The organism is Leptospira barantonii, assembly GCF_002811925.1.
Classification (GTDB): Bacteria; Spirochaetota; Leptospiria; order Leptospirales; family Leptospiraceae; genus Leptospira; species Leptospira barantonii.
Genome location: NZ_NPDS01000006.1, coordinates 199,961 through 226,701, shown reverse-complemented (window position 1 = coordinate 226,701; position 26,741 = coordinate 199,961). Strand labels below are relative to the sequence as shown.

At 44.8% G+C, this 26,741-nt stretch carries 25 protein-coding genes and 1 pseudogene; 10 read left to right on the top strand and 16 right to left on the bottom strand.

The window, feature by feature from the left end; all coding sequences use genetic code 11:
- Nucleotides 1-8 precede the first annotated feature (8 nt).
- Nucleotides 9-1,310 carry a citrate synthase family protein gene (locus tag CH367_RS14485; protein ID WP_100763214.1) on the bottom strand — a complete coding sequence of 434 codons (1,302 nt, stop codon included), beginning with the start codon at nt 1,308-1,310 and terminating at the stop codon, nt 9-11.
- A gap of 73 nt (nt 1,311-1,383) precedes the next feature.
- On the opposite strand from CH367_RS14485, the gene CH367_RS14480 reads away from it, so the two are divergent.
- Both CH367_RS14480 and CH367_RS14475 read left to right on the top strand, forming a co-directional pair.
- Nucleotides 1,384-2,514, top strand: a complete 1,131-nt coding sequence (locus CH367_RS14480; protein WP_100763213.1) for a citrate synthase/methylcitrate synthase — start codon at nt 1,384-1,386, stop codon at nt 2,512-2,514.
- Nucleotides 2,515-2,601: 87 nt separating this feature from the next.
- The gene (locus tag CH367_RS14475; protein WP_125226133.1) at nt 2,602-3,168 is read left to right on the top strand and encodes a hypothetical protein; all 567 of its coding nucleotides are present in this window, start codon (nt 2,602-2,604) and stop codon (nt 3,166-3,168) included.
- A 21-nt stretch (nt 3,169-3,189) separates the two neighbouring features.
- On the opposite strand, the gene CH367_RS14470 is transcribed toward CH367_RS14475, so the two are convergent.
- From CH367_RS14470 to xerD, 4 genes are all read right to left on the bottom strand, one after another.
- The gene (locus tag CH367_RS14470) at nt 3,190-3,390 is read right to left on the bottom strand and encodes a hypothetical protein (protein WP_100763211.1); all 201 of its coding nucleotides are present in this window, start codon (nt 3,388-3,390) and stop codon (nt 3,190-3,192) included.
- 38 nt (nt 3,391-3,428) lie between these two features.
- On the bottom strand, nt 3,429-3,836 hold the full coding sequence (locus CH367_RS14465) for an LA_2478/LA_2722/LA_4182 family protein (protein WP_100763210.1): 408 nt from the start codon (nt 3,834-3,836) through the stop codon (nt 3,429-3,431).
- Nucleotides 3,833-4,261 (bottom strand): ATP-binding protein, encoded by a 429-nt coding sequence (locus tag CH367_RS14460; RefSeq protein ID WP_020986288.1) that lies wholly within the window; start codon nt 4,259-4,261, stop codon nt 3,833-3,835. The genes CH367_RS14465 and CH367_RS14460 overlap by 4 nt, the downstream gene beginning before the upstream one ends.
- Nucleotides 4,262-4,421: 160 nt before the next feature.
- Entirely contained in the window at nt 4,422-5,318 is an 897-nt protein-coding gene (gene xerD, locus CH367_RS14455; RefSeq protein WP_100763209.1) for a site-specific tyrosine recombinase XerD, read from the bottom strand.
- A gap of 157 nt (nt 5,319-5,475) precedes the next feature.
- On the opposite strand from xerD, the pseudogene CH367_RS14450 reads away from it, so the two are divergent.
- Nucleotides 5,476-6,027, top strand: a pseudogene (locus CH367_RS14450) (tetratricopeptide repeat protein); the annotation flags it as partial.
- A gap of 11 nt (nt 6,028-6,038) precedes the next feature.
- Nucleotides 6,039-7,061, top strand: coding sequence for an LA_2486 family SGNH/GDSL-type esterase (locus tag CH367_RS14445; protein ID WP_100763207.1), 1,023 nt, complete (start codon nt 6,039-6,041; stop codon nt 7,059-7,061).
- A gap of 218 nt (nt 7,062-7,279) precedes the next feature.
- Here the strand turns inward: CH367_RS14445 and CH367_RS14440 are convergent, their stop codons facing one another.
- Complete coding sequence (locus CH367_RS14440) at nt 7,280-8,716, bottom strand: MBOAT family O-acyltransferase (RefSeq protein WP_100763206.1); 1,437 nt, start codon at nt 8,714-8,716, stop codon at nt 7,280-7,282.
- Nucleotides 8,706-10,070, bottom strand: a complete 1,365-nt coding sequence (locus tag CH367_RS14435; RefSeq protein WP_100763205.1) for an LA_2490 family SGNH/GDSL-type esterase — start codon at nt 10,068-10,070, stop codon at nt 8,706-8,708. The genes CH367_RS14440 and CH367_RS14435 overlap by 11 nt, the downstream gene beginning before the upstream one ends.
- 194 nt (nt 10,071-10,264) lie before the next feature.
- Between CH367_RS14435 and trxB the strand changes: the two genes are divergently transcribed.
- Nucleotides 10,265-11,212, top strand: a complete 948-nt coding sequence (trxB, locus tag CH367_RS14430; protein ID WP_100763204.1) for a thioredoxin-disulfide reductase — start codon at nt 10,265-10,267, stop codon at nt 11,210-11,212.
- Between the two features lie 159 nt (nt 11,213-11,371).
- On the opposite strand, the gene CH367_RS14425 is transcribed toward trxB, so the two are convergent.
- Both CH367_RS14425 and CH367_RS14420 read right to left on the bottom strand, forming a co-directional pair.
- Nucleotides 11,372-12,127: a hypothetical protein gene (locus tag CH367_RS14425; RefSeq protein ID WP_100763203.1), complete on the bottom strand. Its 756-nt coding sequence runs from the start codon at nt 12,125-12,127 to the stop codon at nt 11,372-11,374.
- Nucleotides 12,128-12,175: 48 nt separating this feature from the next.
- Nucleotides 12,176-13,084 carry an early set domain-containing protein gene (locus CH367_RS14420; RefSeq protein WP_100763324.1) on the bottom strand — a complete coding sequence of 303 codons (909 nt, stop codon included), beginning with the start codon at nt 13,082-13,084 and terminating at the stop codon, nt 12,176-12,178.
- A 155-nt stretch (nt 13,085-13,239) separates the two neighbouring features.
- On the opposite strand from CH367_RS14420, the gene CH367_RS14415 reads away from it, so the two are divergent.
- Nucleotides 13,240-16,962, top strand: a complete 3,723-nt coding sequence (locus tag CH367_RS14415; protein ID WP_100763202.1) for a tetratricopeptide repeat protein — start codon at nt 13,240-13,242, stop codon at nt 16,960-16,962.
- Nucleotides 16,963-17,010: 48 nt separating this feature from the next.
- Here the strand turns inward: CH367_RS14415 and CH367_RS14410 are convergent, their stop codons facing one another.
- A complete protein-coding gene (locus tag CH367_RS14410; RefSeq protein ID WP_165783300.1) occupies nt 17,011-17,547 on the bottom strand; it encodes a hypothetical protein in 537 nt (178 codons plus the stop codon).
- Nucleotides 17,548-17,692: 145 nt separating this feature from the next.
- On the opposite strand from CH367_RS14410, the gene serA reads away from it, so the two are divergent.
- The 3 genes from serA to CH367_RS14395 all read left to right on the top strand — a co-directional run bounded on the left by serA (nt 17,693) and on the right by CH367_RS14395 (nt 20,108).
- Nucleotides 17,693-18,916: a phosphoglycerate dehydrogenase gene (gene serA, locus CH367_RS14405; protein WP_100763200.1), complete on the top strand. Its 1,224-nt coding sequence runs from the start codon at nt 17,693-17,695 to the stop codon at nt 18,914-18,916.
- Between the two features lie 134 nt (nt 18,917-19,050).
- Complete coding sequence (locus tag CH367_RS14400; RefSeq protein ID WP_100763199.1) at nt 19,051-19,356, top strand: PilZ domain-containing protein; 306 nt, start codon at nt 19,051-19,053, stop codon at nt 19,354-19,356.
- Nucleotides 19,357-19,679: 323 nt separating this feature from the next.
- Nucleotides 19,680-20,108 carry a PaaI family thioesterase gene (locus CH367_RS14395; protein ID WP_165783306.1) on the top strand — a complete coding sequence of 143 codons (429 nt, stop codon included), beginning with the start codon at nt 19,680-19,682 and terminating at the stop codon, nt 20,106-20,108.
- Between the two features lie 80 nt (nt 20,109-20,188).
- Here CH367_RS14395 and CH367_RS14390 read toward each other — a convergent pair whose 3' ends face one another.
- The 6 genes from CH367_RS14390 to CH367_RS14365 all read right to left on the bottom strand — a co-directional run bounded on the left by CH367_RS14390 (nt 20,189) and on the right by CH367_RS14365 (nt 25,780).
- Complete coding sequence (locus CH367_RS14390) at nt 20,189-20,404, bottom strand: hypothetical protein (protein WP_100763323.1); 216 nt, start codon at nt 20,402-20,404, stop codon at nt 20,189-20,191.
- Between the two features lie 86 nt (nt 20,405-20,490).
- Nucleotides 20,491-21,804 (bottom strand): LIC11996 family lipoprotein, encoded by a 1,314-nt coding sequence (locus tag CH367_RS14385; protein ID WP_165783299.1) that lies wholly within the window; start codon nt 21,802-21,804, stop codon nt 20,491-20,493.
- Between the two features lie 10 nt (nt 21,805-21,814).
- Nucleotides 21,815-22,675 (bottom strand): LA_0442/LA_0875 N-terminal domain-containing protein, encoded by an 861-nt coding sequence (locus tag CH367_RS14380; protein ID WP_100763197.1) that lies wholly within the window; start codon nt 22,673-22,675, stop codon nt 21,815-21,817.
- A 232-nt stretch (nt 22,676-22,907) separates the two neighbouring features.
- Entirely contained in the window at nt 22,908-23,789 is an 882-nt protein-coding gene (locus CH367_RS14375) for an alpha/beta fold hydrolase (protein ID WP_100763196.1), read from the bottom strand.
- Nucleotide 23,790: 1 nt separating this feature from the next.
- Nucleotides 23,791-24,255 (bottom strand): DUF309 domain-containing protein, encoded by a 465-nt coding sequence (locus CH367_RS14370; protein WP_100763195.1) that lies wholly within the window; start codon nt 24,253-24,255, stop codon nt 23,791-23,793.
- Entirely contained in the window at nt 24,245-25,780 is a 1,536-nt protein-coding gene (locus CH367_RS14365) for an aldo/keto reductase (protein WP_100763194.1), read from the bottom strand. The genes CH367_RS14370 and CH367_RS14365 overlap by 11 nt, the downstream gene beginning before the upstream one ends.
- A gap of 273 nt (nt 25,781-26,053) precedes the next feature.
- On the opposite strand from CH367_RS14365, the gene CH367_RS14360 reads away from it, so the two are divergent.
- Nucleotides 26,054-26,734, top strand: coding sequence for a succinate:quinone oxidoreductase (locus CH367_RS14360; RefSeq protein ID WP_100763193.1), 681 nt, complete (start codon nt 26,054-26,056; stop codon nt 26,732-26,734).
- Nucleotides 26,735-26,741: the final 7 nt, after the last annotated feature.

Sequence of the window (26,741 nt, the reverse complement as noted above, 5' to 3'; positions counted from 1 at the left end):
TCTATATTTTAATCCGACTTGGAATCGCGTTCGGACGGAAGCCCCACATAACGCGCCCTAGGACGTATCAATTGATCGGAACCGTATTGTTCCATGGAATGTGCGATCCATCCCGCGCTTCTACCGATGGCGAATAACGCAAGCCCCGCTCCTTTCGGCAATTTTAAAGTTCTGCAAACGACCGCAAGACCCGTATCGACGGTCGGATAGTCTTCCAAAAGAAGAATCGCCTCTTCCACCAGATTTTTTGCGGAAAGAAACTCCTTATTCTTTGGAAAAAAGTTTTCGCACAGCTCCATCAATTTTTTTCCTCTCGGGTCCCCGCTTTTGTAAAACGGATGACCAAAGCCCGGAATACGTTCCCCTCTTCTCAAACGATCGGTGAGAATTTCACGAGCTTCTTTCTTTTTCGAAGAAGCGCTCTCCAAAAGTTCAATCGTCTTTTCGGTGAGAAGCCCGTGTCTACTTCCCGAAAGAGCCGCCATACCCGCGATCACCGCCTGATACAAACTCGCGTCGCTCGATGCCACACAACGTACCGTGAACGACGAAACGTTCAACTCGTGGTCCGCCGAAAGGATCAAACAAGCTTCGATGAGTCGAATCGCTTTTTTATCCTCGGAAGTATGATTGGAATTTTTCTTAGGATCGATGAGAACTTTTTCGTTTCTTTTCGTATTGAAATATCCTTTCCAAGCAAACCATAACGTTTCCGCGATCGATTCTCTTCCGCGTTTCGATCTGGAAGAAAACAGGGTCAACAATCGAACGATTCTCGTTGCGGTTTTTTGCAGAGCCTCTTGAGTTTTTAAAAGAGAACCCGCGTCCTCGTATTCCGTGATTCCCAAAAGAATCCGACTCAGATCGATCAGGGGACGATCGTATAGATGAGGATAGGATTTTACACACGCGTCGTTCCAACTCGGCCATGGAGAATCGAACGCGGACGTGGATTCCCAGAGAAGATCGCAGACCGATTCGAACTTGGAACGTTCCGCCAATTCGAGAATATTCTTTCCTCTATAATACAATCGTTCGTCTTCGATGAGAGTGATCGAAGATTCAAGAACGGGTTGTCCGAAGGTCAACGCCGCGCGTGCGGTTTTACCCGGATGTAATTTTTCGTCTCTTTGCAGAAGAAGCCTTTCCACTTCTTCTCTTCTGTATCGTTTGCTTCTGTCCTTTCCGCCTCCGGGTTCCGAATGAAGAATTCCTCGGCTGACATAGGCATAGATCGTTTCGACCTCCACGCTCAATTCTCGGGCGGCCTCCAACGCGGATAAAAACGGTTTTTTTGAAGAGGATTCCATACATTGACTATGAAATCAATATTGATTCATTCTTGTCAATCCTGTAAACTCATTCTTGAAAAAGGAAATCAATATGAACACGATCAACGTATTTGAGGAAACAAAATACAGCCCGGGTCTGGAAGGAATTCCGGCGGTCAAAACGAGAATCTCAAAAGTGGACGGTCGAAACGGAAAACTTACCGTCGCCGGTTATCCGATCGAAGAATTCGCAAACCGAATCAGCTTCGAGGAAACGTTCTTTCTACTTTTACAGGATAAACTTCCGAACTCGGATGAAAAAGCGGAGATGGAACAAAATCTAATCAAGGCTCGTCGTTTTTCAAAAACACAAATCGAAATCCTGGAAGCGGCGGTTCGAGAAGGAGCTTCCATCATAGAATGTCTTCGGATCGGGGCATCCGCTATTTCTCTCGGAGATAAATTTCATTCTCCCGAAGAAGAAAGTTATGCGGTCGTTGCAAGTTTTCCATTGATCGTTGCCTGGGTTCATAGACTCAAACAAGGTTTACGTCCGATTCTTCCCCGAACCGATCTCAATCAAGCGGCGAACTTTTTATTCATGCTCGGAATCGATCCGGATCCAAAAAAAGAAAAAGCGTTAAACGCTTACTGGAACACCGTAGCCGATCACGGACTCAACGCATCGACGTTCACCGCGAGAGTGATCGTATCCACACAATCCGATTTGATCTCCGCCGCAACGGGAGCCGTGGGCGCGCTCAAAGGCCCTTTACACGGAGGCGCACCCGGACCTGCATTGGATATGGTTTTTGAAATCGGAAAAAAAGAAAACGCGGAAGAATATCTAAGAAACAAACTCGAACGCGGTGAAAGACTGATGGGATTCGGACATAGAATCTACAAGGTTCGCGATCCAAGAGCCGATGTGTTGGCCTTAGCCTCAAAAAATCTATACGAACTTCCCGATCTGAAAGAATTTTACGAACTCGCAATGGTCGTCGAAAAAACGGCGCTTCGTTTATTAAAAGAATTCAAACCGGATCGTGTTCTGCATACGAACGTAGAATTTTATACGGCTTTGCTTCTTCACGGACTTCAAATGCCGACGGAACTTTTCACTCCCGTGTTTGCGATCGGCCGTACGGCGGGATGGATGGCTCATTGTTTGGAACAAAAAAAGGAAAGAATCCTAAGACCGGACGCGATCTACATCGGACCGGAGGACAGACACTGGATCTGAGAATGAAGTCCAAAATTTTTTACGAAACGTTTGAGATCTTCGAAAAAACGTCTTTCAAAAAATGAAAATAGGATTTTGTTAAGCGAAATGAATCTGTCAAAAGCGTTGGTTTATATCTTACTGATCGAAACGGGAATCGCGATCGTTTCCTTTTCGTGGTTCGGATTTACGGAAGAAGGTCTTCAGATCCTCACCCGTACGTCCGGACGGTATTCCCTACTGACTTTTTTGACTTGGATGGTTTTTTCCAACGAGAAAGGAATCGGAAAAATTCTTTCTAAACGTCCGTTTTTCGCGTTTGCAATCGTTCACGGAATCCATCTAATATTCGTTTTTTGTTATCTACATGTTTCGGGAAAAACTCCCGTTTTTTCCCGCCTCATTATGGGAATGATTACCTATGCGATCATCTTCATCGCCCCGTTCTTCGAATCCTTTCTTATATCCGACAAAACGAAACGGGAACGTTTCGTCGGCCGAGCCTATTTTCTCTATCTCTGGGCTTTCTTTTTGATGTTTCTGATAACAAGGATCACTCGCACGGAACCGGCGCTGAGAGCGTCCATGTACGACGTATTTTTCTTCATAACGTTGATTTTGATCGCACTTCCGTTTTGGATCTTGAAAGAGCGTAAAAAAACAAGAGCGGCTTAACGGATAGTTTTAGCGAAGGAATTATTTCGAAATTTCGGAATCAAGCTGAACGATCGCTTCCGAAATTTTCAAACACGCCTCGTAAAACTTTTCGGAAACGGAAACGTCTTCCACGTCCGTCCGCATGGAATCGATCGTATCCTGTATCAATGAAAGAATCGCATACGGTTTTCTTTTTTCCTGGATCAGTTGCCCGAGCAGTTCTACGTTTGTTTCGTACATAAAGGCCTCAGAGGGTACATTCGTACATTAAAATATTCTCACTCGTCTTTGGAAGACTGGAACAATTCCTGACAGGAAGGAATACCGCCGCCTTCCATTTCCTCGCAGGGAACTTTCAGAAGATCTTCCATACAAACCTTGACCTTGGCGATCTGAGCGTCCGTCACCTTTTCGTATTCGTCTGGAAGAATGTTTTGATCCTTTTGTTCTTCCATACACTGATCCACGGAATACGCCGCGTTTTCGGAAGGTTTTTCGGATGCGGGTAAGGTTTCGAGATAACGGCTTGCACACTCCGCGGTCTTCGTACAGAGACGCGTGAAATAATCTTTACTCAGTTTTTGGACCTCTTCCCTGGATACGGAAGGGCCTTTTCTGCAAGTGAGAATGGAAAACAAGATCGAACTAAAAATTAAAAATCCTAAAAAACGACGAGATTGGTTCATTTCAATTTCGTGAGAATCAGCCTATTCCCTTCCGGCAGGGATTGATCGAGATAAAAATGATCCGTGAGTTTTTTCACGAGATAAAGACCGATTCCTTCCTCCCGATAATCATTGGGTTCATATCCTCTGATTTCGGAAAGATTTTTCTGACTTCCGAAATCGCGAATCCTAATTTCCATTCGATTGTCGAAAAGGTTGATTTCCACGAAAATCGGTAAATTTTTTTTACCGCCGTAGGAATGTTTGATGACGTTTAGCAGGCATTCGCCGACCGCGAGTTTGAGATCCGCGGAATCGCTCGTAGTGAATCCGTTTTCAAAGGCTAAATTATAAACAAGACTTCGTATGATGGAAAGATAACGGGGATGGGAAGGAATCTGCAGTCGAAACAGATTTTCGAAGTTTTTCTTTTTACCGGAATCCATTTCGAGTTTGATTCAATTTTTTGAATTCGTTTGCAGTACTGCGATCACAAAAAGAAAAAATTCTCCTGAAATTTCTTTCCATTCGAATGTTCAAACGTAAGTTCGTTCGGATTCTTTGAAAATAAATTTCGGGAGAATTCTCCTTTTACGAACGAAAAGATCATCCTCTTGGATGAAATTTCTTATGAACTTCCTTCAGAGTTTTATTGGCCATGTGCGTATAAATCTGAGTCGTAGAAATATCGATGTGACCCAAAAGTTCCTGAACCGATTTGAGGTCCGCGTGGTTTTCCAACAAGTGCGTCGCAAAGGAATGTCTCAAAGTGTGCGGAGTCACTTTTTTCGCGATATTCGTTCTTTTGATGTAATGATTGAGAAGTCTCCAAACGGATTTGCGGTTGATGTAAGAACCTTTTTTGGAAACGAAAAGGTATTCGCAATTTCTCGCCTTGAGAATGAACGGGCGACTTTGTTTGAGATAACGATTGAGAATGTCCAAGGATTTTTCGCCGAAAGGAACCAGTCTTTGACGTCCGCCCTTTCCTTCCACGGTAAGAGTCATTCCTTCAAGATCCATGTCGCTCAATCTTAGATTGCAGGCTTCCGAGATACGAAGACCGGAAGAATATAACAATTCGAAAATGCACTTGTCTCTGAGTTCGTAGAGATTGTCCTCTTTGATGCTTGCGAACAATTCTTCGATTTCCTCCTGAGTCAGATAATCCGGAATACTCCGCATCACCTCGGGGGTTTCGATTTTTTCGGTCGGGTTGGTATCGAGTTTTTTCTCGTCCTTTAAAAACTTGTAAAACTGGCGGATGGCGACGACTTCTCTGGCGATCGTCTTGGAACTGATCTTTCGATCCTTTTCCTCGTTCAAAAAACGCATGATATCGTTGGCCTGAACTTCAAGAAAATCTATGTGTTCCTTTTCCAGGAAGTTCTTAAACTTGTTCAAATCGTATCCGTAGGAGTAAATCGAATTGTCGCTTAATCCCTTTTCTACGGAGAGATATTCCTGGAAATTTTGAAGTAGGTTGTTATGTGAAGATGTCACTGTTTTTAGTCCCGTCTGAAATGTTTAACAAGTACTAAATCCTTCGGACGTTTCCCCTCAGGAGATTTAAACTTTTTTATGTTGCCTAAAGGGTTTACCGGAAAATTCTAATCGAAACCCCGGACAAAAAAGGTCTAAGCTTTCTTTTTTTCTAACGATGAGTGTAAAAACTTCTGTATTTATGAGACTAAATATCCGATACGTTTCCGCCTCTTTTTTGCTTCTTCTTTTTATCTTTTCTTGCTCCTCCAACGAGGAAATGATCTGGGAGGCGAGAGATTCTCTTTCCAGAGGAAATACCGCGGAGGCGATGCGTCTCTACGAAATGGTTCTCAAAAAGAATCCGACACATTTGGAAGCGAATCGCACTTTGGGAATGATTCTCGCGGACAGTAGCCTCGCGCTCAACTCCGCCGCGTTTTATCTCGAACGCGCGGAACTCGCGGCCCCCGGGGATCCGTTCCTTTTACTCTATCTGCTTGAAATTCATTTACAAGAAAAAGACAGGGATAAAACAAAACGAATCCTGGAAAAATTCTCCAAATCGAAAGAGAAGGAAATGGAAAGTTATGCGCTTTTTCTAAAGGATTGTCTTTTGGATAAAAAGAAAAACACTCCCGAGTTCAATCGAATCAAAGCGAGTCCGATTCCGGCCCTTCTACCTCCGGCAAGGCGTATGTTTTTGAAATGTGAACTTTCGGTTTATACTTCGCCCGCTTCATGAAATCGATTCCTTATCTTAAAATCGTCATTGTAATGATCACCTTGCTTCTGTTAGGTGAAATCGGCTTGAGAATTTTTCCTCCCGTAGGTTTGATCTATAGACTGAAAGACAAACAGGTTCACTGCATCGAAGAAAGGGAAATCCCCGAGATCATGCTTTGTCCCGATTCCGATACCATTCTTCCCCACCCGGCGGGATTCACGTTTCGAGTAAGAGTGGACGAACGCGCGGAACGAATCGTCTCCGAAGAAAAAGTGATTCCGGGTTCCAAACCGGAGGTTTGGTTGATGGGGGATTCGATCGCATACGGCTTTGGACAGAACGACGGAGACACGATCGCGTGGAAACTCCAGGAAGCTCTGAAATCTAACGGATTTCAGGTTCGAAATTTGGGAGTGGATTCACTCGGTACCGGAGGAATCCAAAGAAGAATGGAGAGAGCTTTGATTTGTAAAGATTCTTTGCAAAAAGATTGTATTTTACCAAAGGCCGTTTTTTGGATCTATCATCCTTCCGATTTACAAGACGTTCATCGGGAATACTACTTAAGAAATTCATTAAGCGGTAGATGGTTGTTTCGAGGTTCCGTGTTCTTATCCAGATATAGCGCGATCTATAACTATTCCAAAATCAGAAGTGAAAACAGAAGGCTCGAAAAACTCAGAGAAAACGGTCCCGAAGTGATCCCGGAAACGTTAGACGATCATCCAAACGATCATCCTTCTTTTAAGGAAATGAAGGTCTTCTTCGAAACTTGCAAAAAATTGAATATTCCTTTGACGGTCGTTTTATATCCGAACGGGACCCATTCTTTGACCCCTCTTCCTTCTACGCCTCTTTTGGATAAGGTGGCTGTGATCGCAAAACAAAATGGAATTCCCGTTTTGGATACGAGATCCGATTTTCTGGAAGAATACAATCGCAACAAAACCGATCTTTATCTTCAAAACGACGGACATCCGAACGCGATCTCGGCCAAGATCATCGCGAATCGAATTTTGGAAAGAGTTCCGAGATAGTTGGTGTTGAATGTTGTCGGAATTCCGACAATTTTTCAGTGAAACTAAGCGAGCCCCACCCGCGTTTAGGGTGGTGGGGAGTGGAGGCGGGAAAAAATTACGGCAAAATCCTCTTTACCGGAAAAATCCCAAAACTTCAACCCAAATTCTCAAATCCTGTCGGAACACAATAAATTATAATCCATCTTCCCTAATTTAGAATTTTCTAAAATTCTAAATTAGAACTGAAAGTAAAGAAACGGCTGACTGACCGTCACGCTGTAAAGAATAAATCCGACCAACACCATCATCGCGGCCAAGGGATAAACGACCCAAGGTTTGTTCTGGAGATTCTCCATCAAAGTTTGTTTTTTTTCCTGAAGAAAATCGGCGCCGAACAAAACGATCACGGCGAATAAAACCGCAAACGGAACCTGCAAGGTCTGACCACTTTCAAAAGAGAAACTTCGCTTAACAATCGCAAACGCGAGTTCCAAACTCGTATCGTAACCGTATTCCGGCGAAGGTTTTGCCCGAAAGAAAAACATGGAAAACGAAAATACAAAAAAAGGATAAACGTATTTGATCCATTCCGGAATTTTATCCCATCCCCGCTTTAAGATGGAGAATGAAAAGATGAATCTTTCAAATACCATCACGGACGCGTGACAAGCTCCCCAGATGATGAAGTTCCAATCGGCTCCGTGCCAAAGACCACTCACAAAGGTCGTGATAAACACGTTAAAGTAAGCGCGAAAAATGCTGACCCGATTCCCGCCTAACGAGATGTAGATGTAATCCCGAAGCCAAGAAGAGAAAGAGATATGCCATCTTCTCCAGAACTCGGTAACGGTCTGAGATAAAAACGGCCTTGTAAAGTTCTCAGGAATGGAATAACCCATAATCCTTCCCGTTCCGATCGCTACGTCCGAATAACCCGAAAAGTCGCAATAGATCTGAAAGGAAAATAAAAACGAAGTAACGAGCAAGGAAAGAGAATCATAAGCTCCGGGATTGGCAAATACCGGATCGACCGTCAATGAAATCGGATCGGCTACGAATGTCTTTTTAAAAAGTCCCCAAGCGAGTTGTCTGATTCCGGGAAGAAGATTCTCTTTTTTATAAGTATAATTCTCCAGAAACTGATGGAGCATGTCCTGCGCGCGGATGATCGGACCCGCGACCAGCTGTGGAAAAAAGGACAAGAACAATCCGAACTGAAATAGGCTCTTCGCTTGAGGAACGGTTCCCCGATAAACGTCGACCGCGTAGGAAATCGCCTGCAAGGTAAAAAACGAAATTCCCATCGGAAGCAATGCGCCCGTCAACGAAACGTAAGCCGGATCACAGGGTTGCGAATCGGTAAAAACATTCCAAGCATGGATCGAAAAGTCCATGTATTTGAACACATAAAGAAGAAGTAAATTTCCCCAGACAGCTACATTCAAAAAGAATAATTTTATAAATTTCGAATGTGCCGCTTCCATTCCCTTGACCGCGTAATATGTCAAGACGATCGAATAGATCAAAAGAAGAATGAAAGGAATCTTAAAGATTGCGTAAAAGTATAAACTCGCGACGAGAAGCCAGAGTCTTTGAAATCGAGCGGGAATCCAAAAATAAATCAGGATGACTACGGGGGCGAATATGAGATATTGAACCGAATTAAAGAGCATTCTTCGTTTCCAATTCCTTGAGCTGTTTTTCCACGGAACGTTTTGCCCAACGGTTTCCCGGTACGGTCAAATGTCCGTCTTCGGGAATGAAATAATCCCGAATCCCCGAAAACTTTTTACCCTTCGGGGTTTCCAAAACTTCACCGCACATTTCGGAGGTTTCTTTTCTAAGTCTTAGAACGGGAACACCCTTCTTTTCAAAGTAAGCGCCGGCGCGGAGCGCGTAATTCTCCAGAGGATGATAAAGCCCTCGGTTTCTACAAAAGATTTCTTCGACTTGGATCGGCATCAAAACGACAACCAAACGGATTCCGTTTGCCTTGGAGTATTCCACCATTTCATTGTATGCAGTTTGTGTAATCTGTGGAAGAGGTTCGAGAGAAGAAAGGCTCGGCTCCTTGTCCACGCAGGAAAAATAATCAGGAATCGCTTCGGGACAAAAATTCTTTTTATATTCCGACTGGGACATAAAATCGGGATTCGGAGTTAAAACTACATTCTTCTTTTCGAATGGAGTTGCGGAACCCGAATCGGAGGTCGCGGCGGCAGGATCACATTTCAATTCCGGTTTTCTAAAAAAGGAATCCTTCATATACTTTGCGGGGGTTTGATCCGCGCTTGAACTCGCGGAAAGTCCGGTGGAATTCCATTCCGATTTCAATTTGAATGCGGTGAACGCGTATTGAACCTTGAGTTGTTCGAATGCGAGTTTCAAAGCCTGAAGCGTATAAGACGCTCTGGAAAGTTCGAATTGAATTCTAAAGTTACGATTGAAGTTCGGATCTTGACTGCGAATCTCGTCGACCTCGTCGTCCGAAAGCATTCCCTTCGCTCTGAGTTCGTCGGGAATCGTAAAGTCGTTCCCCGAAACGAAAAAGAGAACCTCTTTCAGATTTTTGAGCTTGGGAGCCATGTCCTTCAGTCTTCGAACGGCGCCTAACGAGCCGTAGGCGTCCACCGCGAGATTCATCGCTTGTCGTTTTCCACCCTTGAGTTCGATTCCGTTCAACTGATGACAGAACGTGTCTTCGTCCGAAACTCCGAAACCCATCACAAGGCTGTCTCCTAAACACGCGATTTTCGGTTTTTCGGGATCGGCTTCTTCGAGTCCTCTCATCCCGAGAGAATTCGTTCTAAATCTTCCTTCCCATTTTCCCGCAAAATGACGGATATAAATGTCTTCGTTGGGCGCCAAGTCCACGTAGTAGATCGGGTTGTATCTATGGAGAATCTTCTGATCCCTATAAAATTGAAGAGAAGGAGCTTTCAGGACGTTGAGAAGAATTTCCGTTCCGATAAAAACGAGAATGAAAAATGCGAGGGTGAGCCCTGCCCGAGAGAAGAATCCTTTCATGGATACAGGAAAGGTTGGAATACAAGCCCTGTCTGGCAAGCGAATTCTCCCTACAAACCGAAGGCGTTGGAGCGTTTAAATCCGGGCGTTTCAAGAAAAACTTTCAAAATTCATTCGCAAAAAAAAGGATCTACTTTACAACCTGAGAGTCTAAAAATAGATCAAGTTTAGAATCATTCTAATTCGAGGAAACAATGGCCCACAAAATTGTCATCATAGGATCCGGCCCCGCAGGACATACCGCCGCGATCTACGCCGCAAGAGCAAACTTAAACCCGGTGATGTACGAAGGTTTTATGGCGGGCGGTATCGCCGCAGGCGGCCAGCTCACTACAACTACGGAAGTCGAAAACTTTCCCGGTTTTCCGGAAGGAATCGACGGAACCAAGTTGACCCAACTCTTCCGTGAACAGTCCGTGAAATACGGAACGACCATCCACACACAAACGATCACCAAAGTGGACTTTACCTCCAGACCGTTTAAACTTTGGTCCGACGACGAACTCATCGAAGCGGAAGCGGTGATCATCGCAACCGGAGCTACCGCAAAAAGAATGCACGTAAACGGCGAAGATACGTATTGGCAGAGAGGAATTTCGGCTTGTGCGGTTTGCGACGGAGCCTTACCGATTTATAGAAACAAAGAACTCGTAGTCGTTGGCGGAGGAGATTCCGCGGTGGAGGAAGCCTCTCACCTGACTAAGTTCGCGTCCAAGGTTTATCTCGTTCACAGAAGAGATTCGTTACGCGCATCCAAGATCATGCAAAAACGCGCGACCACACATCCTAAGATCGAAATCATCTGGAATTCTCAAGTAGAGGAAGCGAAAGGTGACGGAAAAAATCTCACCGCGTTGACCTTACAAGATACCGTGAACGGACAAAAGAAAGAACTCGCCGTGGGCGGACTTTTTTACGCGATCGGGCACAAACCGAATACGGATATCTTTGAAGGAATTTTGGATCTGGATGAAAGCGGTTATATCAAAACCGTTCCGGGTTCCACGCGCACGAGCATCGATGGTGTTTTTGCGGCGGGAGACGTTCAGGATAAGATCTATCGTCAAGCGGTTTCGGCCGCGGGCTCCGGTTGTATGGCCGCGCTCGATGCGGAACGTTGGCTTGAGTCCAGAGAAGAATAAGAATTTTAGAATATTCTAAGTTTATAAAAAAAGGGAACCTTTACGGTTCCCTTTTTTGTAGGTTCGTTCGGGATATTGAAATTGCCAACAAAACTGCAACGAAACTGAGAAAATAATTCGAAGTTCTAAGCGCCGAACAACAAATCCTGAGATCCATCGTCAAGGACGTTCGACGAGCATCCCTCTTCCGTTTCGAATATCATAAATATAGAATGTGATTTCCGGAAGTTTCGGAGCGGTCGCGACCGGCTTTTTCTTTTTCGGTTCTTCCTTTTCTTCTTCCAAAGAAACGATCATCACAAGCCTTTCTTTACCGGAAGAAGGAAGAATTTTTTCCAAAGAATACTTTCTCGGAAGGACTCCGACAAGAGACGCGCCCGTAGGATTGTAAACAAAAACCTGTTTGCGGTCCCTTTGGTTTAAGAATCCGTCCTTGTTCGTATCCTCGGTCATTCCGATCAGGATTAGATTTTTCCCGGTGGAAATCCCCGAAGATAAAACGGAATCCAATTCGGATTCTTCCGTTCCTTCCGTAGCGGAAACTTCCTTTTCCCGATCGGTACCGGTGAAATAATCCCAGATATAGACGTTTCGATTGAATAGTTTGCGAGGACTTCCGGATTCCAAATCGATGACGGTAAGATTTCTCGCGTGGTTCAAAGTTTTACGGTGACCCGCGACGGTTTCTCTGGAAAGTTCAAACGGATAAAAGAGATAACGTTCCCACAAAACAACGGAATGATTGAGCAGATCCCCGCTTCGATCGGCGGGGGTCAAAGGTTCTTCCTTAGAAGAACCGGGTTCCACGAGTTCCACACCTCGATCTAAAATGAACCAACTTTTGGAAAGTGTAAAGACGAGAATCCCGACGACGATGATCCCGAACGCGTAGACTCCCAACCGAATTTTTTCCATGAGTAGACAAAAGCCCGGGAAAAGACCAGGTCAATGAAAAAAAGGTTCTTATTTCGTTTCTAATGCGTAAGAACGTTCGGGAACCGTAAGATAAGAAGAAATCTCCCCCGTATCTTCCCGAAGTCTTGTGTTCTGATTGAACGTATCCAAGATGATCTTTCCGTCTCGAACGAAATTATAGAGATAGGTTCCGGGTTTCATCTTTTTGATGAGAGTGAATCCTTCCTTCTCCTTTTTCAAAACGTCCTCTTCCGGGTCCCAGTGATTGAAATCTCCGACAAGAGTGATCATCTCCGCATCGGGTGCGTAGATTCTAAATTCCACGGTTCTATATTCCAATTCTTCGTAAGGAGAATCTTCCAAGATGCGAGTTGTTACGAGTTTATCGGAACCGGAAGGAATCGCGATCAATCTCGAAACCAAGGAACCGTCCCCGTCTTCCACCGAATCGGGGTTAGACGGATCGTGCGTAAAAAGTCCGTCGACTCGAAACTTATATTCGAGGATTTTCAATTCTTCGCGGATCGTGTCTCTGCTTTCCGGATTGTAGACCGCGTAAAAAACTCCGTGATCGTTTTTCTTCAACGGAATACATCTCCAAAGAGAAAAGTTTCCGCAAACGGAAACTTCTTCGTTTTCGATTCCTTCAAAGCTGAAAAGAATTCCTCGGTTCAAAAGTCTTCCGGTTTCCAAGGACAAGGAAGAATCTATATAACGGATATATCTCGGAGCGACCGCACGTTTTAGTTTTTCCATCTGCCAGTAGTAGTAGATCTTTTCCTTCTCCACCGGCTCTAAAAAATCCTCGTAATCTTCGGATGAAAAGGACCCGATCCAATTGCCTGCGTCGTCGGCTCCGATGGCGACGGTGATCGTTAAAAGAAGTGCTAATAAAACTTTGGTCGTAGGGATCGATTTCATTCTGAATAAAAGTTCGATCAGTTTTCGAAAAAGCATAAGGCAAATACGGAAATTCGCTTCCAAAGAAATCAAGTGGCCCCCGATATAGGACATAAGATTTTTTTTCGGTTCCATAGCGGTTTCGTCGGTTTTCGGAAGAGTTTTTTCCTTGGAGAATCTCAAAGGATTCCGATATAATTTAGCAGGATATCATGGCAGAGGCGAATTCTACCCCACTTAGCGAAACGGAATTAGAACAGGTTCGTTCTATTCTCCAGCCTCTATCCAAGAACCCGGATATTTCGGAAGAATTGAATCCGATGCTTTCCGTTTTCCGTCAGAAGATGGGTTACGGATCGCAAATGCCTTCTCTCGACGACGAGGAAGAAACCCCATCCGACGAGCCGACCGCAGAAGCGGGTGATGACGATGGAGATTTCGATGACGAAACTCCGGAACCGACAAGGCCTCAAAAACCTCCTACAAAGGTCTTTGAAGACGACGATATCGACCTAGACGAACTCTTATCAGAACCGGGACAAACCGCGGAAGCTCCGCCTTCCGATGATTTTTCATTCGATGAAGAATCTCCCGCACCAAGCGCCGAAGCCGATCCGTTTGGCGATTTCGGAATGGATGCGGAACCGGCTCCAACTGCGTCGGATGATTCCGACCCGTTCGGAGATTTTGGACTTCCCGAAGAAACTCCGGCGCCGACCTCTTCTTCCGACGATTTCTCCTTTGACGAAGGTCCTTCCCCAGGCGCGGATGCGTCCGATCCGTTCGCGGGTTTAGACGAGATGACCGGTGGAACTCCTTCCGCCGAAGCAGATCCGTTTGCGGGAATGGGTGATACAACTTCCGACGCGGACCCGTTTGGCGGGAGCGATTTCGGAAGCGAATCAATGGACGATTTCGCGACAACTCCTTCCGCACCTTCCGGCGATTCAGATCCGTTTGCGGATATGGATTCTTTTACTTCCACTCCCGAAGCCTCGTCCGATGATTCCGATCCGTTTGCGGGGATGGGAGGAATGGAAACTTCCAGCGGCGGGGACGACTTTGGTATGTCCGCGGAACCTGCGGGCGGTGGAGATTCTTTTGACGACTTCATGTCCTCCGAACCGAGTCCATCCGGCGGTGGAGACGACGATTTTTTCAGCCAACCTATGGACTCCGGTCCTTCTTCCGCACAAACCGATCCGTTTTCGGATTTCGGCGATTTAGGTTCTCCTGCGGGACAAGATCCGTTTTCGGATCTTGCTTCTTCGGCGACCGTTTCGGAAGATCCTTTCGCGGACTTTGTTCCTTCCACGGAAGAAGACACGTTATCCGACATCCCGGCCGGAGGAGATTCTTCCTTTGATTCTTTTAGCCCGGATTTAGATTCCGATAGCGGCGGAGATTTCGATTCCGGAAGTTCCTTCGGTCTCGAAGCGGACTTACAAGGTCTTGCGAGCGAAGAAAAACAAGAAATCGACAAGGGACTCAAAGACGAAGAACTCGCAATCATTCAAAAAGAAATTCTCAGATACCCGCCTCCTCTGCGTCGCGCGGTTATCGACGCGATCGTTCAAGATCGCCTAACGCCGAGAGATCAAAAAGGTCTTTTAGAACTGATCAAGATCGAAAGTTCTCCGGAAGAAATCGCGGACTTTCTTTCGGGCGCTCTTGGTGAAACGATTTCGATTTCACAAAGAACGAGCGGATTCTCCAAAGACGGGGTTCCGATCATTTCCACCGATCCTCTTTATACAAAAGAAGGATTACAAAGACAAAAGAAAGCGATCCGAAGAACGATCATCGGAATCGCCGCGACGATCTTTCTTGTGGTCGGCGGAACCTTATTTTACAGAAACTTCATTATTCCGAATCAAGCGGCTCAGTATTACGATCAAGGTTTGACCCTGATCCGAGAAGCCGGAGCTTATCCGAAAAACAGCGAGGCTCGGAAGAAAAAATTCTTCGAAGCGGAAGAATCTTTTGCAAAGGGAGAAAACATTCTTCCGAATCATCTGAAGTATTTGAATCTCTACGGTGTGGAATACACCCGCATCGAAGAATACGATCGCGCCTTTGAAAAACTTTTCGGCAAAGTAAGCCCCGATTTCGGAGCCGGTGGAGAAGAACCCTCTTCCAACGCTTGGGACAAACGAGAAAAAGTCCCCATCATCACTCTTGCGAAAGGTCAGGTCTGGGACAACGCCAAACTTCCGTTAGCCGGTAAGGTCGGAAACGAAAACAGAATGATTCTTCTCGCCCAAGACGGGATTCAAAGAAGAATCATGAAAGCGGGCGCCTATATCGTGATGCGTTTGGAAAAACAAATCCACGACAATCCGACATACAGAAACCTGGGAAGATTTCATTCTTCCATCATGCCTTCGTTCACCGAATCCTCGTTAGGCGGCGGAAAGTATAAAAACGATCAACTCGCGATCAACTTTTACAAACAGGTTTATACGGACGGAAACGAACCTTACGACGAGGAATCCACCGCGGGAATCGCGAAGGTTTATTACAATCGAAGAGAATTCGGAAAAGCCGCGTCCTTTTACAACAAGATCGTAGAGATCGATCCTTCCAGCCCGGTCGGTCAAGGTGGACTTCTTTCCACTTATATCGAAATGTGGAAAGAGGACGGAAATCCTCAGTTCGTCATCAACCATCACAGACAGATCAAAAACGGTCTGGATATAGAAAAGAAACTTTCACTGCACGTTCTTACAAAACTCGCTTCGTTCTACACGGATCTGAATAAAAAAGAATTGAGAATTCGTTATAATATCAACCCGGTCGATCAGGTTTCCGGAATGGAAGTGAACGACAACGCGCTCGAAATTTTGGATCTGATCTATCATAAAACCGAAGAAGATCCGGTTACCGGAGTCGAAATCGACGGCGCGGATTATGCGGAAGGTTATTATCAAAGAGGAAGATACTTCGCTTCGATCAAAGAATCGATTCAGGCCAGAAGATTTTTCGAAAAGGCCGCGACCTTGGATCCGGCTCATTATCTCGCTTCCACGGAACTCGCGGAAAACGCGATTCGTCTCGCGAACTTCGGAGAAGCGGACAAATTGTTAAACGAATCCCTCAAACGTTTCGAGAACTACAAACAAAGTTACGGAGCCAGAGAAGAAGACGAAACTCTGATCCAGGGAAACGTCGGTCGTATTTATTTCGATAAGGCGAGAATTCAATATTTATCCGCGGCCGGAATTCATGAAAAGGATAAGATCACCGAATTTCCGGGACGTAAGATTTATCCGTTCCGCGCGAGAACCGCGATGGACGCAGTTGCAAAAACAAGATCCATGGAACTCAAAAATTCTTTGGACGGTTTTTCAAAAGCGGAATCGGTTCAATCCGACGAAAACGAATTTACTCTGATCCGCAGATGGAGAACCCCTCTTCCTTCCGGAATTCAAAGGGAACTTCGTTACTTCAAAGGTTGGGTGGATTATATGAGCGGAGACTTTGCCGCATCGCTCAACGAATGGTCCGGTTTCGAAGACGAGGACGAATACAATCATCCGACTCTTCTTATGGGAAAAGCGAACTCGTTTTTTTATACGGGTCAGTATAAGGCAAGTCTCGGAAATTATCTGAAGGTCCAAGACGACATGGAAGAAAAACTTCTGAACATGGGCCTGCCGAAACCCGATGATCCGTATCACCAAGAAGTCTATCAGACGTTAGTCGCCGCTTACAACAACATCGGCGCCGTTTACGAAAAACAGGGAAACACCGCAGAGGCTCTGAAACACTATTGGAAGGCGATCGAGACCGCAAGAAAGATCAACGAGGTTTCGGAAATAGCGATGTCCAACAAGGATTTGATGTTTAAGAAAGAAGCCATCGGCCAGGATCCGCTGCTCGAAGACTGGCTTTCTCCCACCTTGGACAGCGTAAAGAAGTTGGCGAGAGAATAGAATTCTCCCTCGCCAACGCCGCGACCGTCGACTTTCCGAATCAAAACATTAAAGATTCAGAATATTCAATTTTGATTGAGAATCCACTTTTTCGCGCATGGATTTTAGAAGAGCTTGAAATTTGGCGGTTTCACCCGAGGAAAAAGTCTGGTTCGTAGTTTTTTCCCGAGAAGAAAAGCTGAACGTAATTTCCTTCGCGTTCGCAATTTTGTCCGCAACGTCCGGCGGAACCAGGGAAGAAATTCTCATGGAATCTGAATAATCCGTTCCCACTTTCCGTAGATTGAACCAGGTTCCGTCCAGTTTTAAGGAAACTCCGATCGGGAAACTGACCTCGAAGGAACTCAAAAAATAATCCAAATAGAGAGTCTTTTCGGAACTCGGATTTTTGAATACTCCGCGAAAGCTCAGGGACTTCGTATCCCCGGTCGAGCAGAAAAGATGAAATCCAGGACATAAGGGATCGGAATGGAATAATACCTGTTCGAGAGCCGGTTCCGGGGTTTGTCGGATTGAATCGCCAGAACACCCGATTCCCATAAACGAAACGACACAAAGAAGAAGGGATAAAAATAAAATCTTCAAAGGCTCCCCCGAGAGAGTTTTCCCCCAGTTTTTCCAGCCTACCTTGGTTTTGAAAGAAAATTCCTTCGGATTCTTCCGCGAAGAACCGTGGAGGAAAAATTCAATTTTCAGAGAATCGCACTCTTGAAACCTTGGTTAGGTACCTATGATTTCATTTCCAAAAGATAAGATCAACGTCCTCCTTCTCGAAAACGTCCACCAAGACGCGTTCAACATGTTCAAGAAAGACGGTTTTAACGTCCGTCTTCTTCCTGCGGCTTTTTCGGAAAAAGAGCTCTTGAGTGAAATTGAAAACGTTCACGTTTTGGGAATCCGAAGCAAAACCAATATAACCGCGCCGGTTTTGGAAAAAGCGAAACGACTTCTAACCATCGGTTGTTTTTGTATCGGGACCAACCAAGTGAATCTTTTCGAATCCGAAAAAAAAGGAATTCCGGTTTTCAACGCACCTTACTCCAATACCCGTTCCGTTGCGGAACTTGTGATCTCGGAAGTCATCATGCTCGCAAGAAGGGTTCCCGATCACATTCGAAATACACATTCCGGAATCTGGAATAAAATTTCCAAAAACTGTTTCGAGGTTCGAGGAAAGACGATCGGAATCGTAGGTTACGGTCATATCGGAAGTCAGGTTTCCGTTCTTGCGGAAGCGATGGGAATGAAGGTCATCTACTTCGACGTTCAGACAGTTCTTCCTCTTGGAAACGCCACCCCCGTGGAAAGTTATCAGGAACTTTTAAGAAACTCGGACTTTATCTCGTTTCACGTTCCCGAAACTCCGCAGACTACGAATCTCTACGGAAAAAAGGAAATCGAAGTCACAAAAAAAGGCGCTTATATGATCAATCTTTCCCGAGGAAAGGTTGTCGATCTGGAAGCGCTGGCCGAGGCGATCAAGTCCGGTCATATCGCGGGCGCGGGAATCGACGTGTTTCCGGAAGAACCCGAATCCAACAACGATCCGTTCTTAACGCCGATGCAAAACCTGCCTAACGTGATCTTAACTCCGCATATCGGAGGAAGTACCGAAGAAGCTCAAAAGAATATCGGTTCCGAAGTAGCGAGCAAACTGCTCAAGTTTGTAAACAACGGTTCGACAACGTTCTCCGTAAATTTTCCGAATTTGGAAATCACACCTTTGCCATCCGGTCAGTATAGAATTTTGAACGTTCATAAAAACCAACCCGGGTTTTTGAAGGACATCAACTCCATGGTTTCCGAAATCGGAGCGAATATCAGCTCTCAGCACTTAGGTACCAGCGCGGAGATCGGTTATCTTTCGATGGTGATCGATAAATCCGTGGGAGACGAGTTGAAGGAAAAAATCGAAAAACACCCGTTTTCGATCAAAACCCGGATTCTTTACTGAACAATCTGCCCTAACGTAAAGCGATTTGCCAAAATGCAAATATAATGGAAATGTAATATAAAAAACATTGTCCTAAGAAAGAAATTTTTGAATTTTGCTTGATCGTATCGAATGGGATTCTCTATCATTGTGCCATGCACTATAGCAGAATCCCAAACACAATCACCGTCTATCTGAGCGAATTGGCCGATCAGAGTCTTCGGCTGGCTGAGAATATTCTGAAAGGTCTACTCCATAGAACGGATTCTCCCGTAGAACCGGGAACCGTTTTGGAGTTGAAACTCGGAACGATCAGTCTATCCGGAGCGATCCAGATCCCGGTCAAAGTAATCCGTTGTGAAAAAATCTCCGGCTCCGAATACGATCTCTATTTGAACTATACCGAAAGAGATTTCAACAAGGTTCAAGAGATAGAAGATTTGATCCGAGACCTTTCCTAAAAAATATAAAAAAGAACGCATAACGTTCTTCCGTAAGTGTTCCGCGGTTTCTTTCCTTGTTTCAAAAACTCGGAAAGAAACTACAACTCACAATCGAATTTTAAAAAATCAGAATCTTTTATAAGAACCGAACGTTTTGACGTGTTTCCATCTTCTTCATCCATGTTTTAAAATTTTGATGTCAAACTAATAATTTGCAGTTTGTTGCAATCCAAGTATCGTATATTCCCTTCTAAGAAGAGCTTGCTACCATTTTGAAAACCTAGGATTGACAGAAAATTCTTCGATAAAAAACTTTATCGTATATGAACCCATTCTCATCTATGCCGGAAGCGAACACGAAAGAGTTCACCGAGTATTTTCAAGCAGAAGACAGATTCTCCAGTAAGATCGGATACAAAATCATCTCCGCAAGCGGAGGGAAAAGCGAGTATGAACTTACGGTAGACGATTCCTTTTTCAATCCGGTCAAGATCGTTCACGGTGGCGCGCTTTTTGCGGCTATGGACAGTTCCGCGGGCGCGGCGATGGCTTCTTGGATTCGCGCGTCGGATTTGCAGTATAAGTTTATGGCGACCGCCGCGGCTGAAATCAAATACCTAAAAAAAGTATTGGGCGGCAGTTTGAAGGTAACCAGCGAGATTACGGATCAAAAACGTTCCGTCGTAAAGCTCGTTTCCAAGGCCTACGATGAAGAAGGCGACTTGGTGGCGGAACTTTACTCGACCTGGGTCGTTAAATTAGAGAATTAGAACATTCTAATTCTCTAATTTTTAGGAACCGTCCGTGTTTCGAAACGAAACGGTTCCTAATCGACTTCTTTGGTCGCTTTTTACGCTACGAAAAATTCCGCGCGGCTGATACTTGTGAGTTCGACCGCGCTAGAAAGGTTCTTAGAAGGGAAATAGACGATCTGTTCGCCTACCATTTTACGATTACGATCCAATTCCACACGAGAACCGTCTTTGAGATGCAGGACAATATCGATCCCGCGGTAGTTAATGTATCTTTCTAACTGACTCTTAAACTTTGCACCCTGTTCTTGCATGGAAACATCCTTAAAATTGTTGAAAGGATGTTCTAGGAGTACGTGGGAAAGTACAAGCTTTTTTTTCTTGATGAGACAAAAAAAAATTATTCGGAAGTGAGCGGAATCGATTCCTGCAGGGTCCAAGTTGCTCCGTTGTCTACGGACGCGTAACGTTTCAAACCGTCGCCTTCGATATTCACGAAGTTATGCAGTTTATCCCCGCCCGTACTCGTCGCAAAAAAACCAAGCGCGGATGTCAAACTCGGGACGGGATCCATCGGATACCCGGGCGCCGGTAAAGGAAGAAGCGTCTGACTGAGTTGGGTCCATGTGGCTCCCAAGTCGTTACTCTTAAACGCATACGGGGTACTACTTCCACCGATTCCGTTTGCGATAAACGTTAGATACGAAAAGCTTCCGTTTACAAAACCGCGAACTGGATAGATACTATCGGTGCTAGCGATCGCGGACATCGGGATCACTTGTTGATACGAGTTTCCGGGAGAATTCAAAGCTCCTAACGAAGTCAAATCTCCGAATGTGGAAGTGATTCTCAAGGTTCCGGTTCCGTGTTCGACGTAATGCGATTCGGTTCCGATCGGAGAAATAAAAAAACTGCTCAGACCCGAATTCGAATACGCACCCGATCTAAAGTTGGAAACAAGAGTAATGGAAGCTGGTCCGGCGAATGCCGCGACTCCACCGTTCGTAGAATAAAACGGATAACTGCTTCCTACGATCGCATCCAAACACCAACCCACGGAACCGTTGTTGTACACGGTCGTACAAGAGGTCGGAACCGGACCAGTGACAGTTTGTAAGTTCGTAAAATCGCTGTTCGTGTTATAACAGGTCGGAGTGCTCGCTCCCAACTTTTGACAGAAGGCAAGTTTTTCCACGGCGCCTACGTTAAACGGTCCGAAACCTACGATTGGTACACCTGCAACCGGCGCCGTAAACTTTGTAAAAGTCATAGTACTTCCTGCCGATGGAAGTGTCGAGCCGACCCAATAGTAATACTGATACACGCCCAAATCGTTCACTTCAAAAAGAATCGCGAACTTGTTGGTTGCGTTACCCGCAGTATAACCGTATCCGACCATACTGGTGATCTGTGATCCGGTCATAGGCACGTTAGTCGGAATCATCTTCGTGGCCTGTCCGTCAGCGATGATCAGATCGATTCGATTGTTGGGACTGTCCGCGCCGAAGTTTCTTTTTACGTATGAAATGTAGATATCCAATCCCGCGCCTTTAAACGAAGAATATTGATTCATCATAAAATTCGTGTAGCCGGTCGTCCCGGAAAAAAGGGTGCGAAGAATGCTGAAAGTTCCGGTCGGATCGAGAGCGCTCTCTTGAAACTTATAACAGTTCAAAAGAAGAAGTAACATTAGAATAGAATAATATCGTTTCATAAGCAATTCCTTAAAAAAACCAGTTGTAACGCGCTTCCGCTCTCCATCCCAAGGAGTTGGTCGAGTTCGGATTCATCAGGTTCGATTCCCTCATGGAATCCAGTTGAACCCCTTTCCTGAGAACGGAACCTTCCGGCGTTAAAGCGACTTCCTCCTGTTCCCAAGAGATTCCGGTAAAATAAGAATGAGTCAGTTGAATCAGATAGATCAACGCGGTTCCCGCGGCGATATTCTGATAGTCTTGGATTGATTTTTTATACTCCGTACGTTTTCCGCTTACGTAGAATTCTCCGAAGGCCAAGTTACCGGAAGCCTGAGCGATCAGAGTTGAACTTTCGTATTCGGATTTTTTTTGTCCGATCTGTTGCGAAGCAAATGCGGTGGCGACTACCCCGCCCCAAAATAAGGTCCCATACACTATAGCCGTTTTCTTTCGTTCGGCTTTGTAATGTCCCCAGCCGGGAAGAACCGCGGATCTCCAAACAAGACTCCATCGACTTCTCGTTCCGGAAATTTTCGAATCTGGTTTTTGGACGATCGCTTCCTCTTCGATTTTCTTTTTTTCTTCGGCCGATTTCGCTTCTCGAATTTTAGTCTCTTCCTCTTGACGAATTCTCTTTGCTTCCTCTTCGTTTACGTCTTTGTAGATCACCTTAAGAATACTTCTTTTTGAAATCGTCTGCACCCCGTCCGCCGTCCGAACGGTGAGAGTCTTTTCGTTTTGTCCGGTGACGTCCCCTTTGATGGAAGATCCGTTCTTCAAAAGAATGGTCTGAGCGCTCCAAAGAGGAACGGAGAAGAAAACGAGTAAGATGAGAATCGATCGAAATGAGGAAGCGGTTTTGTTCTTCAAAAAAAACTCCGTCGGAATTTTTGAAAAAAGAATCCTCGATTTTCGCGTAGAAACTTCGGGAAATTCTTTTCAACAGGATCATAACGCAATTCGATCGCCGTTATCAATAACTTTTTGTTCTCGGAGACGAATTGTAATTGAATCGACGAATGGATACGGCTAAATCCCCGTTTTTTTCGAGGTGAACCGCGTAAATACTAAGCGAACTGTTAAACGAAACCGACCGAGTTTGGAATCGGTCCGATCGGGTTTATGCTTTGGAAAGAAATCCGTGTCGTCCGTAGAATTCGCTTAACAATTCTTTTAATTTTTCGGGTTGATCGTGGTGCATATTGTGACCCGCGTTTTCCATCTCAACGTATTCCAAAAATTTAAAATGGGAAAGAATCTCCTCTCGATTCTCCGGCATCAGATGTGTTTCTTTTCCGTAGACGATCATGGTGGGAGACACGATGGATTCCCAAAGATTTCTCGTAAGATACGGAGAAAATACGAAAGGAAAACCCCTCTTGTAAAGAGGATCGTTTTTCCATTGAAAACCGGAATCGGTTTTTTTGGAAAGATATGCGGCCAAGTCGCGAACTTTCTCGAGATCCAATCTTGGATAAATCGGTTTTAGACGAAGAGTCAGTTCGTCGAGACTCGAAAAACTTTTATTCTTCCGATCCTTGGTTCCGACTTCGTTGTTCTCCAACGTATCAAGCCAAGCTTTCAGACGTTTTTTTTCAAACTCGGGAGACTGGATCGACATAAAACCTTCCAGACAAACGACGGTCTTGATTCTTTCCGGATAAATTCCGGCGAAACGAGCTCCGATTCCTCCTCCCATAGAATGACCCAGGATATGAAACTTTTCCGGTAGAAATTTCGAGATAAAGGTTTTTACGTCGACGAGAGTTTGGATGAAATGATAATTCCCTTCCCGAAGCCAATCGGAATCTCCGTGACCTCTATAATCAAATCGATATATATCGAAATGTTCCGATAGAAACGGAAACTGATAGAGAAACGTATCCGAAGCGTCCTGAAATCCGTGAAAAAGAAGAATCGCTTCCTTTTTGTCGTTCCTGTGAATCTTATAGGAAAGATTGTATCCGCCGGATTGAAAAAAACCGTTTTCGATTTCGCCCATGTCAGCCCCTGAATAATTCCCGCCAGTCTTTCGGAATCCTCGGAATTCTGAAAGCAGAAACTCTTTCGGGATGAAGTTCGTCTCCGTCGAAGAGAGTCAAAATTTCTTCCAAATCGGTAATGAGGTCTAACGTTACTTTTTTGCCGAGTCCGTTCAATGCGGACGAATGAAGAACGGTTTCCAGTTTTTCCTTCGCTTTTTCGGCCTGCATTCTCGAACCTCGTCCGTTCGGTTTAACGTAGATTTTATGAAGCGAAACCGAAAGTTGTATGAGTCCCTGCAAAAAAGTTTTTCTCGGTCCAAAATCCTTTTTCCACTGAAACTCCAAAACCTCGTGCGCTTCGAAATATTTTCCCTCGTGAAATAATCGTTCCGCGTTTTGATAAGCGAAGTCGATCGTAAGTTCGGGATCGTTCGTAGCGGATATGTGTTCGAAAAGTTCTACGATTTCCGGGTCAAACTTCAAAACGTTTCCAATCCTTCGGTTGAATCTCACTCGCCGGAGCCGCAAAGGAACGAATCGCGTCTTGAACGTATTCGATTCTTCTCATACCAAGCAGAACAACACCTTCTCCCAAGGAAGAATGGAGCAAATGCAAAGCGATCGCAGAAAGATTCCATCCCTTATACTGAGGATAGTACATTATGATTTTCTCATAGAGTTCGCTTTTGTCCTGGATGTTTTTCTGAAAGACATACTGTTCCAAAATCGGAAGGGCGCGATTCAAAACTTCTATGTATTCGGTTTGAGATTCCAAACCGCCGACTTTTTCGACCTGAGAAACGAGTTCCTGCACGATCGGAATCACGGTCCTTTCCAAAAATTGATTGAGGTGATCCTGATTTTGAAACTGATCCAAATACGGTTCGGTTACGCTTCGAAACGTATATTTGTAAGAACCTTGCGCTAAGATCGAAAGCAACGTTCGTTCCCGTTCGTAGATGGAGTTCAATTCTTCCTTGAGATGTTTGAGAACGTCCTCGCTTTTTTTCGTAGGGTCATACGCAAGCCTGCGAATACTTCCGACACCGGAGATCGCGTTTAACGGACGATTGACGAGAGGTAAAAGTCCGTTCTCTCGAATGATGGAGATCAGATTTTTTCCGTCGAACTTCGGGTCCAAAAAACCGCTCTCCAAAAGATTACCGGGAAACTGAACGACCGCAAAACCGGATTCCTTTAAACCCAATTCGTCTTGGATTTCCTTTGCGATTTTCAGAATTTTGTTAAGCGAAGTGGCGGTATATTTTTCCGGATCTTCCGGAAACGTATTGGAGGAAATTCCGTAGTAAACGATTTTACCTTCCTTTCTTTTTTGTTCCAGAAAACGAAACGCGTTCTTGATCCTTTCGTAATATTGTTCCGCGGCTTTTTCCTTAGGAACGTTATGCTTCTCACGGTCCATCAGAAAGTATTCCGGGTTGTGGAGCAGAAACACATCCACGGTTTCCAAACCCATCCGTTTGAGAGAACGTTCGAGTTGATCCTCTAAAAAAGAAGGATGAATACAATGATAACAACCTTCGGAATAGTACGTGATCTCCGGAAATTCACGGTTCTCTTTTTCGAGATCGTTTACGATCTGCATGTTTCTTCCCTGGATATAACCGGCCTTTGTAACGATAAAAACGTTTTCGCGTTTCCATTCTCCCTTACCGATTTTTTTTCGAAGAACCTTGCCGACTAAACTTTCGCTTTCTCCGTTTCCGTAATTCGAAGAAGTATCGATTACGTTGAATCCTTCGGTAAACGAAAATTCCATCGCGTTTTCGTGTTCGGGTGATTCGAGTCCGACTCTGTAACAACCGAACGCGATTCGAGAAAGTATTCTTCCTCTAAATTCGAAATACGGATTCAAATTCTTATCTTTGTCCGCGACATTTCTGCTTAAGGGAGAATTTTCCGAATATTCTTTCGTAGCTCGGACATCGGATGTTCCTTTCAGTATGTCTTTCTGATAAAGAACTTGGAATGGATCGGATTGAGTCATGATTTTATCCTTTGGATCTTACAAAAAACGCCCGTTACGCGACGCACAAAATTCTCAAGCGAGCGGGTTTTCACTTCTTGATTTTCTAATTGAGAAAGAATCTTAATAACATTCAAGTTCCGGCATCAATTTTTTCCCTACCGAATAAAAATGCTTTTCGTCCCAACTCGCTTTTTTACCCTAATTTATAGAAAGTGGGCTTTAACCCATCTTTTTCGAATCATTCTAATTTTTCGATGAATTCTTTCCACCAAACAAACAGGAGAAAATGTAATGGATTTTAAGGCTGGATATCTCCGGTCTTCCATCGGGAGAAAAACTCTCGTGGCAGGGACAGGACTCGTTTATTTCGGCTTTGTGGTTGTTCATATGTTGGGAAATCTTCAGATCTTCCTAGGACAAGAAAAAATCAACGCATACGGCCAATCACTTAGGGATATTGAACCTCTTCTCTGGGTTGCCAGAATCATTCTGATCGTAAGCTTTATCATACACGTTTACTATGCGATAAAACTCACAATCGAAAACAAACAGGCTCGCCCGGTTGCTTACGCGAAGAAGAACACGGTTCAGGCGACTCTCGCTTCCAGAACCATGGCACTAACGGGACTTTTAATTTTTTCCTTTATTGTCTATCACCTTCTCCACTTTACGTTAGGCGTCACCAATCCGGATCATTTTGCGATGACGGATTCCAAAGGTAGACACGACGTTTTTACGATGGTGATTCTCGGTTTTCAAAATCCGATTGTAGCGGGTTCTTACATCTTCGCGATGTTATTGCTTGCTTCTCATATCAGCCACGGTGTTGCCAGTGTGTTTCAAACACTCGGACTCAGCACCCCGGAACTGAGCGGAAAGATCAAAGCCGGAGCGATTTTTTTCGCCCTGATCATTTTTATCGGCAACACTTCCATCCCGCTTTCAATTTGGCTGGGATACGTTCATCCGTAATTTTTTG